We start from the raw sequence: 11,802 nt of genomic DNA, 5'->3' as shown, positions 1-11,802 counted from the left end.
GTTTTTTATGATATAGGAAATTTCTCCGAAATTCCTATATCATAAAAACAGGTACAACCTTGCGATTGTACCTGCTCTAAATTCTTTATCAAATTCCAGATTAGTTTGTGATAACCTTCTCTGTCTCTTTGTCGAATATGTGAATCTTCTCAACGTCGAATGCGAACTTAACCTTGTCGCCGGGACGAGCTGTTGTACGAGAATCAACTCGTGCTGTTACAGGGAAGCCTGCAAGATCGAAGTACAGATAAACTTCTGCACCAAGAAGCTCGTATACGTTGATTGTTGACTCAAATACAGCCTTAGATGTGCTAACAACCATCTCAGAATCATCAACATCCTCAGGACGGATACCGAATGTAACTGTCTTTCCAGCATAACCACCTTCGATAACCTTCTTAGCCTTAGCCGGAGGAAGCTCGATTGACTGACCTGCGATCTTGAGGCTAGCCTTGTCGCCTGATACTTCAACTTCTGCATCAAGGAAGTTCATCTGAGGTGATCCCATGAATCCTGCAACGAAGAGGTTGCAAGGCTTGTCATAGAGGTTCTGAGGTGTATCTACCTGCTGAACAACACCATCTTTCATAACTACGATTCTTGTACCAAGAGTCATAGCCTCTGTCTGGTCATGTGTAACGTAGATGATTGTGGTACCAAGTCTCTGGTGAAGCTTAGCAATCTCTGTTCTCATCTGAACACGAAGCTTAGCATCAAGGTTTGAAAGAGGCTCATCCATAAGGAATACCTTAGGATTACGAACGATAGCACGACCCATAGCTACACGCTGTCTCTGTCCACCTGAAAGAGCCTTAGGCTTACGATCAAGGAGATTTGTAAGATCAAGGATCTTAGCAGCATCTTTAACCATCTTATCAATTTCAGCCTTCGGAACCTTACGAAGCTTAAGGCCGAATGCCATGTTATCATAAACTGTCATATGAGGATACAGAGCGTAGTTCTGGAATACCATCGCAATATCTCTGTCCTTAGGCTCTACGTCGTTAACAACGCGATCACCAATCTTAAGTGTACCTGAAGTAATATCTTCAAGACCTGCGATCATACGAAGTGTTGTTGACTTACCACATCCTGAAGGTCCTACGAAGATAATGAATTCCTTATCCTGGATATCAAGGTTGAAATTCTTAACAGCTTCGAAACCGTTAGGATATACTTTGCATACATTCTCAAGTGTTAAACTTGCCATTTTCTTATTCCTCCTCTGTGCAAATGAAGAGCAACCTGCTCTTTACCCTTAAAAGTATAGCCAAAGCGCGTGGCTTTGGCTATGCAACTATTATACAAAGATTTCTCCAATCGTTGTAAAAATTGCTTATTTACTTTTTTTTTAGAAATCTATTAGGAATTTTTGCACAAATTTAATAATTTCTTATGTGCACTTTGACAACACCATTGGCGCAAATGCTGAATTCATGCATCACTTATTGTCTCTTGCTTCCTGCATGCGCTTAATTGCTGCCTGGAGCTCTTCATCATCCTCATCGCTCAGGATTTCTCTATCTTCCTGCACCTCTTCCTGTTTGGGCTCAAACTTTTTAAACAGACCGTTATACATCATTGCCATAAGATATGCCGGAGCTGTAAATCCAAACAAAATAAGAATAGGTAATATCTGTATATCAAAGAAGTACACCAAAACCACAGGAATCGCAGAAACAATTACCATACCTATTGTTCTCGGAAGACCAAGGATTGCAAACATAACCGCGTTCTTAAGTGTATTCTTAATGGGATTTTCGAATCTTGCCTGAAGCGGAAAAATCCATAATGAAAACATATACAAAATGATGGAAAGACCAAACATCACGTATACATAGAATCCGGGAATAATCTGCACATTTGCTCTTATCCAGATAAAATCCACAGCTATTATCATCGCTATAATGCATACGATTATCCAAAGAATTGTTGCCTGCTTGAAATTCTGCTTAAATGATTTCCAGAATCCCCTGATAGTGTAGGTTTCCTCATCCCTGACCATCTTGAGTATTACATAATGCATTGCAGTAAGGGAAGCGCCGCCGGTAAATGGAATAAGCACAAACAAAAGAACGATAAGATTTAATATCATTAAATCAGCCACTCTGTTCAACACTCGCATTATTGGGCTGTCGAGATCAAATAATTTACCCATAAAACTAATCCTCCTTAATAAAACAAAAAAATGCCCAAGCACAATAATAACATGCCCGGGCATTATTTACATTACCTATTTTATTTAAAAAATATCTATTATTTACCTATTGTTTTCTTAATCCAAGCAAGCTGATCAGCAAAAACCTGCTCTCTTCCAACTTCCTGCTGAAGCTCATGTCTCATTCCGTCATAGAGTTTTAACTCAACATCTGTAAGGCCTACCTGCTCTGTATAAATCTTGTAAAGCTGCTCTACAGCTGCTCCGTAATCTCCAACCGGATCTTCTTTTCCTGCTGTAAGAAGGATAGGAAGCTTCTTCGGAATATCTTCCATCTTGCCAACATCCTGTACTCTTGTCAGGATTTCAAACATTGTCTCAAATCCGTTTATCGTAAATATGAAAGTACATCTCGGATCATTTATGTATTTGTTTATGCTCTCTTCATTATGTGAGAGCCAGTCAACCTTGGTCTTGGGATTCTGAATTCTCTTATTGTAATTCTTGAATGCCATATTGTTTATCATATTTGAGCGATGCTTTTCTCCAAGGAAAGCGCTTATAAATGCTGTAAGTGCTTTGCCGCTCTTAAGAGTTCCCGGAGTCTGCCATCCTGTTCCCTGAATGATAGCACCCTGAATACCGGTACCATAGCGTGTAAGATACTCTCTTGCAATAAAAGATCCAAAGCTGTGACCAAGAATGATCACCGGAACTCCCGGATACTCTTCCTGAGTCATCTTCTTAAGTCTATGTGCATCTCTAAGAAGAACTGTAGCGGGATCATTTTTGCAGAAGTAACCAAAAGGTACACTTTCTGAAATGGATTCCCCGTGTCCAAGATGATCATTGCCTATTACCATTATCCCATTATCGGTCATGTAATTAGCAAATTCATCGTAACGATCTATAAACTCCTGCATACCATGAATAATCTGAAGAATTGCGATGGGCTTTTCATCAGGTATCCATCTGATAGCATGTATTGTAGTTTTGCGATCTCTCGACTTGTAAGTAAGCTCCTCTTTGCGTGCCATATTAACCCCTCCATAGATTTACCAAGTTTTGTAATATACAGATTACTCATAAAAAATGATAAAGGAGGAAGACTTTTTTAGTCTTCCTCCTTAATTTTACCACAATTTGATAGGTTTTGGTTCAATAATTTCACAATATTGCACAATTTTATATCATTGGAAAGTATATGGATTAGTCATCAACGCTATAATTCCTTATTCCGTGTACTAATCTTCCGGAGACCAGCTCTTTTGTACATCTTCAATCACTACGTTTTCATCAACTTTTACCACTATCTGGTACTCATCTTCATATACTATTTCTCCTGGGAAATTTGTATATACCACATAATAAGGATGATTGTATCTTTCAAGGAGCCAGCACAGAGGATTTATCATCTTCATCATCAGTTCTGAATTATCCACCTTAAAGTAGCAGATTACCTTCTCCTGCCTTCTGCACTGAGGCGGCCAGGGAAGCTCCTCTGCAAACCAGGAATCAATTTCCTTAAAAAGACCCACATCTTCCTCATCCATTACATTATCTGTTACCATCTGATTGAGCATGCTAAAAATCCCTTTACCGGTTCTGGTATTAGCCGCAAGCTCTTTTCCCTGAATTCTGCAGTATTTAAATTTCATGCGCCCTCCAATTTAGTAGTAAAGTGCACCCATCAAAGTCGCCTGTTTGGAAATGTAAAGTATGTATTAGGGCAGGGCTCATCCTTAAGTGTATAATGCCACCACTCTTCTTTTAGAGGAATAAAGCCATTTTTTACCATAACTTCCCTAAGATATTTTCTGTTACTTAGCTGCTCTGAAGATAGATCTGCATAGTCGGAATGGCTAATTTCTCCAAAATAATCAAAGGTTCCACCCATGTCAACATCGCATCTCCCATCGCAGTCATACAATGTAAGATCAACAGTACTACCCCTTGAATGCCCTGAATGCTCTGCTATAAATCCCAATGGAAAAATATCCTGTTTTGAAATATCAGGATAGTACCATTTTTTCATTCTGGTATCACCAAGATCCTTCGCCCACCTTACAAAATGGTCGACTGCCTTTTGAGGTCTGTAAGCATCATATATCCTAAAACACAACCCTCTTTTTCTTATTTCATCTGCAGCTTTTTTAAGAGCAAGAGCTGCTTCTTTTGTCAAAAGCGCAATGGGCTCCTCATAGCCGTCTATCCTTTCGCCAATGAAATTATTTTCCGAATAATACCTTATATCAAGTATTGCATCAGGCACAACATCTGTAACTGATACAAAACCGGAAGAATCATCAGATAGTGTCATTTTCATCTTATCATCCATATTCATCATGCTCCCAATATGGAACCTACAAGTATCCCAAGCCAGGTTCCTATCGCATAACCAAGTGTTCCCACTAAGATGCTAGGGCCAACGAGCCTCGTCCAGCCCTGTGATATTGCCATGCCTGCAGCTGTTGTAGGACCTCCTATGTTTGCATTTGAGGCAAGAATTATTTCTTCAAGATCAAATTTAAAAATTTTACCAAAGCCAAAGCTAAATAGCATATTCACAATAACTATGATCATGCATAGAACAAGCAAAACCGGCGCCCTCTTTATTATAAGAACTATAGAGGCAGGTACACCTATAACAAAGTAGAAAAGGTAAATAAGCCATGTACCTAGTTCCTCTGCCCCATGCATTTCAAGAGCCTTCTTTTCAAATACTGTAGCAAAAAGAACTGAAAAATTAGTAATCCATACATACTGACTTCCCAAAAACACCTTAAACATTTGGAAAATAAAGTTTCCATCAGGAATAATATTCCCCAGAAAATCAGCGATAAGTCTCGAAATACTGACAACTAATGCTGAATAAGCCATACATATAGCAATGTCCTTTAGGGAAATGTCCTTTCTACCCCAGTAAGCGGAAGCTGTGGTCTCATTCGCATTATTCCCAGTCATTTTTACCTCATCGATATGAGGATGGCTGTAATACTTATTAAACCAGGCGCTACCTGCTATTCCCAACAGAACCGCAAAATATATGGCCATATTTAGATTATCTGCAACCGTCGTCGCAGATATAAGAGTCGGATCTACATGAAAAGCATCTGATACAGCAGTAAAATTTACTCCGCCGCCTATATATGAACCTGTCATTACCGCTGAAATGCCTTCAATCCCGTCAATATATTTTCTTAAAAGAAATGCTGAAAGAAAAGCTCCTGTCACAGTTCCCAGAGAGCCTATAAGAAAAATAATAAGAAATCTGCCTGCTTCCTTTCCTATCTTCCTGACATTTGTCTTTAAGAGAAGGAGAGGAATCGCAAGAGGCACTGCATATCCCCACACCACATCATCAAAAACCGGTGCGCTTGTGGGAATAATGCCTATGTTAACCAATACCACGGCGATAATGAGCGTGATAATTGCTCCTGATATCTTTGCTGCCCAATTATACCTTTGCTCAAGGAATATTGCCACAGCCGTGGATAAAAACATGACTGTTATCAGCATCCAATGATTATCAGCACTTATAATCGTCGTCATATTGGCCCTCCATAGTTTTACATATTCATTTTAGCAAATCTCTGCTCCTGAAGGCATTGCTTTTTCAGGTACCATGAGCGCAAGATTGCCTTCAGCATCCTCTGCGCAAAGAAGCATACCTTCTGACTTGACTCCGGCAAGCATAGCAGGCTTTAAGTTAACAAGTACCATAACCTTCTTGCCAACCATCTCTTCAGGAGAGTAATATTTGCGAATGCCTGAAACAATCTGCTTTGTCTGGCTTCCGATCTTTACCTGTGAGCAAAGAAGCTTTTTGGACTTGGGAACTGCTTCACATGCAACAATTTCACCAACCTGGAACTGCATTCCCATAAAGTCATCAAAAGTAATCTCATCCTTTGCAGGAATATCTATTCCATCGTCAGCCTTGTCACTCTCATCCTGATCACCGTCACCGCCAATAACAATTGCAGCAGCTTCCTTGAGCATACCTGCCTTAGTAAGGTTTTCCTTTGCTCTCTTCTGTGCTTCGACATACTCTGCCTTCTGCTTTTCTGTGATCTTGGCAGCATCTGCAAGAACCTCATTCAGATCCTTTCTTGCAAAGCACTGCTCAGGAGTATCAGTAACCTTGTTACCACTCTCATATAATCCGAAAGTCTCAAGAGTATCAAAGTCACGGCTCTTAGTATTAAGCTGCTTAAATATAAGCTTGGCAGTTCTTGGCATGAAGGGCTCAAGAAGACTTGTTCCGATTGTTATGCCTTCTACGAGATTGTAGAGAACTGTCGCAAGTCTGTCCTTTTGTGCCTCATCCTTGGCAAGATTCCACGGTTCTGTCTCATCTATATATTTGTTGCAGCGCTTAAATACCGCAAAGATTTCTGTTAGAGCATCAGCAACCCTGAGCTCATCCATCTTTCTCTCAACTCTGTCATAAGCGCCAGTACATACTGCCTTAAGGTCAGCATCAACACCGCCTTCAACACCCTTATTTTCAACAATTCCGCCAAAGTACTTGTTTGACATTGCAATTGTTCTGTTTACAAGGTTACCAAGTGTATTTGCAAGGTCAGAGTTGTATCTCTCAACCATAAGTTCCCAAGTGATCACGCCATCATTATCATAGGGCATCTCATGAAGAACGAAGTATTTAACAGGGTCTACACCAAAAAGACTTACAAGGTCATCAGCATAGATAACATTTCCCTTGGACTTACTCATCTTCTCGCCGCCCTGAAGGAGCCATGGATGTCCAAATACCTGCTTAGGAAGAGGCTCACCGAGAGCAAGAAGGAAAATAGGCCAGTAAATTGTATGGAATCTGATGATATCCTTTCCGATAAGATGAAGATCAGCAGGCCACCACTTTTTGTACTCATCACTGCTGTTATCTACATCATAACCGATTCCGGTGATATAGTTTGTAAGCGCATCAAGCCATACATAAACTACGTGCTTTTCATCAAAGCTTACAGGGATTCCCCATTTAAAGGATGTTCTTGATACACACAGATCCTGAAGTCCGGGAAGAAGGAAATTGTTCATCATCTCGTTCTTTCTGGATACAGGCTGAATAAATTCAGGATGCTCATTGATATAATCTATAAGTTTGGGAGCATACTTACTCATCTTGAAGAAATATGCCTCTTCTTCAGCGGGATGTACGTCAGATCCACACTCAGGACATTTCCCATCCTTAAGCTGTGACTCTGTATAAAAAGCCTCACACTCTGTGCAGTACATTCCCTTATAAGATCCCTTATAAATATCGCCCTGATCATAGAATTTCTTGAAAATCTTCTGAACCTGCTTTACATGGTCCTCATCTGTAGTACGGATAAATCTGTCATAAGAAGTATCCATCATATCCCAAAGACCCTTTATTGTTCCTGCTACGCCATCAACAAATTCCTTAGGGCTGCTGCAGCCGGCCTCAATAGCTCTTGTCTCGATCTTTTGACCATGTTCATCAGAACCTGTCTGAAAATGGACATCATATCCGTCTTTTCTCTTATATCTTGCAATTGCATCAGCAAGCACTATCTCATAGCTGTTGCCAATGTGCGGCTTACCTGATGTATAGGCAATCGCTGTTGTGATGTAATACTTTCCTTTATTTTGCATCTATAAAAAATCTCCTTATGATTTATATTTTACCAGCAAAGAAGCTCGCATCCATCTTCTGTAACAACCAGTTCAACTTCCCACTGTGCAGAAGGTGAGCCATCTTCCGTATATACTGTCCAGTCATTATCAGCATCAATGAAAATCTTATCTTCACCCATGTTGATCATAGGCTCTATGGTAAATACCATTCCGGGAACCATTATCATCTCGGTTCCGGGCTTTGATACAAAGCTTACAAAAGGCTCTTCATGGAATTCATTGCCGCAGCCGTGACCGCCGATTTCCCTTACAACGCTATAGCCATTCATAAGAGCATGGTCATGAACTGCATGTCCCATATCCCCAAGAGGTGTCCATGGAATTACATGCTTTATTCCGATTTCAACAGCCTCTTTCGTCACATCTACTAGTCTCTTCCATTCCGGATGCACATTTCCTATGCAAAACATTCGTGAAGAGTCTGAATAATATCCATTTAATATAGTAGAGCAATCTACATTTATAATATCGCCGTCTTCCAAAATATCCGTCTTTGAAGGTATTCCGTGGCATACCATATCATTGATCGAAGTGCAAACACTCTTGGGAAATCCTTCGTAGTTCAAAGGAGCAGCAATTCCGCCCATTTTTCTTGTAACATCTGCTACGATGTCATCGATATCCTGCGTTGACATTCCGGCCTTTATCTTATCGCCTACCTCGTCAAGGCAAGCCATATTGATCTTGGCACTTTCCTTTATGCCCTGAATATCTTTCTCTGTCTTAATAAGAGATCTTTTGGGAACGATCTTTCCCTCTCTCTGAAGAGCAATTATCTTGTCATCAAAAGCTTCATGACAAGTCTTATACTTTTTTCCGCTTCCACACCAACATGGTGCATTTCTTTCTATTTTCTTATACATCTCATGCCTTTCTATCAGCTATAAATTCTATAAATCCAACCAGAAATCTCCATATTAATATGTATATAGCTGATGAGCCAATATCTAGTATGCCTTTTTGTGCCCTCATTGTCAACAAAGCAGGTATATGAAAACTGCCGGAGGAAAGCCTCCGGCAAGTAAATTAAGAGCTCGTCTTATATGATTTATGTTTCTCAAGATTCTCACAATTAGGCGGTGAGTTCATAAGTGAATCATTTCTCACCTTACAGGACGCATTTCTACAATCCCTGCATCTGTAGCCTGAATGATTCGAATACATCTTCTTACATTCAAGTGAACAGAACGCATGGCGGCTTTCCCTTGCAGTAAAAAATCTTCCGCAATTAATGCACATATTTCTTACGTTATGAGCCATGATATCACCTTCTTAACAAATGAAAAACAGCTAACTTCTATATGTAATTATACGCGAAAAAAAGCTCCGTTTCACAAATTAAGGGTTTTTTAATAAATATTTAAGCAGTCTATAACTTTACATATTTTTCATAAGCTCATGAACATTTTCTGAAATGTCGCCATTAAATACAGCAGAGCCTGCAACTATTACGTTGGCTCCGGCTTCGAGAGGAATCGTTATATTGTCCTTGTTTACTCCTCCGTCAATCTCTATATCTGTAGAAAGACCAGCCATATCCAGCATTTTTCTGGTCTCTTTTATTTTGTCCGTACAATAATCGATATATTTCTGTCCGCCAAATCCCGGTTCTACAGTCATCACAAGGAGCATATCAAGGCTCTCCATGTAGGGCTTAAATGCATTCACATCTGTCTTTGGCTTTATAGCCATTCCGGCCTTTTTGCCAAGACTGTGGATCTTATCAATGACTTCTCTTGGATCGGATGCTGCTTCAACATGAAAAGTTATAATATCTGCTCCGCTCTCTGCAAACTGCTCCACATATCTGATAGGTTCCTCTATCATCAGATGAACATCATATATCTGGTCTGATGCTTTTCTTATCGACTTAAGAACAGGAAGCCCAAAGGAAATTGATGGAACAAAAACGCCGTCCATAACATCAAAATGTAAATAGCGCGCGCCTGCCTCTTTAGTCTCTTTTATCTGCTCTCCAAGAATTGTAAAATCTGCTGAAAGAATTGATGGTGCAAGAATATTCATAACTGCTACTCCTAAAAAATCTAAAAATATAACAGCCCACATATATCACATATGTGGGCCATTAGTCAATCATTTACAGATTCAGATCTAAATCATTTAAGAAATTCTTTTACAGAATTATATACGCCCTCACCATCAAGACCGTATTTCTTAACAAGCTCAGCTGCAGGTCCTGATTCGCCATAGCGATCCTGCATACCGATCTTCTTAACTACTGTAGGACATTCTTCAGAAAGTACATCACAAACAGCACTGCCAAGTCCGCCTATTACTGAATGCTCTTCAACTGTTACAACCTTGCCTGTTTTCTTGGCTGTAGCAACTACAAGCTCTCTGTCGATAGGCTTGATCGTGCAGATGTTTACTACCTCTGCGTTTATTCCGTCTGCTGCAAGTTTCTCAGCAGCTTCAAGAGCTGAGCCAACACCGATACCTGTAGCGATGATACTAACATCTGTGCCTTCACGAAGAACTGTACCCTTGCCAAGCTCAAACTTGTAATCAGGTCTGTCGTTAACAACGGGGCATGCTGCACGTCCAAAACGGATATATACAGGGCCTTCATGCTCAGCAGCTGCTCTTACGCATGCTCTTGCTTCAATATCATCAGCGGGGCACATAACTACCATTCCGGGAATAGTACGCATAAGTGCAAGATCCTCGTTACACTGATGGCTGGCACCATCTTCACCAACTGTGATTCCTGCATGTGTTCCGCCTATCTTTACGTTGAGATGAGGGTATCCGATAGAGTTACGAACCTGCTCAAAAGCACGTCCTGTAGCAAACATTGCAAAAGTACTTACAAAAGGAATCTTTCCTGTTGTTGCAAGACCTGCTGCTATACCCATCATGTTGCACTCTGCAATGCCGCAGTCGATATGACGATCCGGGAATTCTTTCTTAAACCAACCTGTTCTTGTTGCTGCTGCAAGGTCAGCATCAAGGACAACAACCTTGTCATTAACCTTTGCAAGCTCTATAAGTTCTTTACCATAGCTGTCTCTTGTAGCTATCTTCTTAACTTCGCTCATTTTAACCTCCTAATAATGCTAGCCTTCAGGCTAATTCTTCACCAATCTTATTCAGGTCTTCCATAGCCTTTGCATACTCTTCATCGTTAGGTGCAACGCCATGCCATGAAACCTGATTTTCCATGAAGGATACGCCCTTACCCTTTATGGAGTGAGCAATGATTGCTGTAGGCTGACCCTTAGTCTCTCTTGCTTCCTTGAAAGCTGCTCTTATAGCATCAAAGTCATGTGCATCTATGTTGATTACATGGAAGTTAAAAGCTTCAAACTTCTTATCGATTGGATAAGGTGAGCAAACCTGATCTATAGGTCCATCAATCTGAAGACCGTTGTTATCAACTATAACAACAAGATTGTCGAGCTTGCGGAAACCTGCGAACATAGCAGCCTCCCAAACCTGTCCTTCTTCGATCTCACCATCACCAAGCAGTGTATAAGTTCTGAAATCTTTATTATCAAGCTTTGCAGAAAGAGCCATACCGCATGCTACTGAAATACCCTGTCCAAGTGAACCTGAAGACATATCAAGTCCGGGAAGGTACTGCATACTGGGATGTCCCTGAAGTCTTGATCCAAGCTTACGAAGAGTCTTAAGCTCCTCTACAGGGAAATATCCACGCTGAGCCATTGCTGAATATAAGCCGGGAGCAGTGTGTCCCTTTGAGAGAACAAAACGGTCGCGATTTTCTGCTACAGGATCCTTGGGATCGATGTTCATCTCCTCAAAGTACAGATATGTGAAAATATCTGCTGCTGACAGTGATCCACCCGGGTGTCCTGCACCTGCTGAATGAACCGCTGTGACTATGCCCTTGCGGACTTCATTTGCAATTTTCTGCAATTCTTTGTTTGTCATAATTCCTCCACTTCCTTATTCCTAATTATTAGCAGTTTTAATTTAGC

The 11,802-nt window shown here is 40.5% G+C and carries 12 protein-coding genes; all 12 read right to left on the bottom strand.

Going from position 1 to position 11,802, the window contains the following annotated elements:
* Positions 1-100: 100 nt before the first annotated feature.
* The 12 genes from T543_RS13270 to T543_RS13215 all read right to left on the bottom strand — a co-directional run bounded on the left by T543_RS13270 (position 101) and on the right by T543_RS13215 (position 11,755).
* Positions 101-1,210 (bottom strand): ABC transporter ATP-binding protein, encoded by a 1,110-nt coding sequence (locus tag T543_RS13270; protein ID WP_035769221.1) that lies wholly within the window; start codon positions 1,208-1,210, stop codon positions 101-103.
* Between the two features lie 231 nt (positions 1,211-1,441).
* Positions 1,442-2,158 (bottom strand): YesL family protein, encoded by a 717-nt coding sequence (locus T543_RS13265; protein WP_051638781.1) that lies wholly within the window; start codon positions 2,156-2,158, stop codon positions 1,442-1,444.
* 98 nt (positions 2,159-2,256) lie between these two features.
* Entirely contained in the window at positions 2,257-3,195 is a 939-nt protein-coding gene (locus tag T543_RS13260) for an alpha/beta fold hydrolase (RefSeq protein ID WP_035769219.1), read from the bottom strand.
* Between the two features lie 207 nt (positions 3,196-3,402).
* A complete protein-coding gene (locus T543_RS13255; protein ID WP_035769217.1) occupies positions 3,403-3,816 on the bottom strand; it encodes a hypothetical protein in 414 nt (137 codons plus the stop codon).
* Positions 3,817-3,848: 32 nt separating this feature from the next.
* A complete protein-coding gene (locus tag T543_RS13250) occupies positions 3,849-4,496 on the bottom strand; it encodes a M15 family metallopeptidase (RefSeq protein ID WP_051638800.1) in 648 nt (215 codons plus the stop codon).
* Positions 4,497-4,501: 5 nt separating this feature from the next.
* Positions 4,502-5,710 carry a DUF819 family protein gene (locus tag T543_RS13245; RefSeq protein WP_035769215.1) on the bottom strand — a complete coding sequence of 403 codons (1,209 nt, stop codon included), beginning with the start codon at positions 5,708-5,710 and terminating at the stop codon, positions 4,502-4,504.
* A gap of 30 nt (positions 5,711-5,740) precedes the next feature.
* Positions 5,741-7,798 carry a methionine--tRNA ligase gene (gene metG / locus T543_RS13240; protein ID WP_035769213.1) on the bottom strand — a complete coding sequence of 686 codons (2,058 nt, stop codon included), beginning with the start codon at positions 7,796-7,798 and terminating at the stop codon, positions 5,741-5,743.
* Between the two features lie 29 nt (positions 7,799-7,827).
* Positions 7,828-8,703, bottom strand: coding sequence for a methionyl aminopeptidase (locus tag T543_RS13235; protein WP_035769211.1), 876 nt, complete (start codon positions 8,701-8,703; stop codon positions 7,828-7,830).
* 163 nt (positions 8,704-8,866) lie between these two features.
* Entirely contained in the window at positions 8,867-9,100 is a 234-nt protein-coding gene (locus T543_RS13230; RefSeq protein ID WP_035769209.1) for a hypothetical protein, read from the bottom strand.
* 117 nt (positions 9,101-9,217) lie between these two features.
* Entirely contained in the window at positions 9,218-9,865 is a 648-nt protein-coding gene (gene rpe, locus T543_RS13225) for a ribulose-phosphate 3-epimerase (protein ID WP_035769207.1), read from the bottom strand.
* A gap of 92 nt (positions 9,866-9,957) precedes the next feature.
* Positions 9,958-10,899: a transketolase family protein gene (locus tag T543_RS13220; RefSeq protein WP_035769205.1), complete on the bottom strand. Its 942-nt coding sequence runs from the start codon at positions 10,897-10,899 to the stop codon at positions 9,958-9,960.
* A 25-nt stretch (positions 10,900-10,924) separates the two neighbouring features.
* Positions 10,925-11,755 carry a transketolase gene (locus T543_RS13215; RefSeq protein WP_035769203.1) on the bottom strand — a complete coding sequence of 277 codons (831 nt, stop codon included), beginning with the start codon at positions 11,753-11,755 and terminating at the stop codon, positions 10,925-10,927.
* Positions 11,756-11,802 lie beyond the last annotated feature (47 nt).

Origin of the sequence: Butyrivibrio sp. NC2002, assembly GCF_000702265.1 — a bacterium.
Lineage (GTDB): Bacteria > Bacillota > Clostridia > Lachnospirales > Lachnospiraceae > Butyrivibrio.
This window is presented reverse-complemented; position numbering and strand designations above follow the sequence as displayed.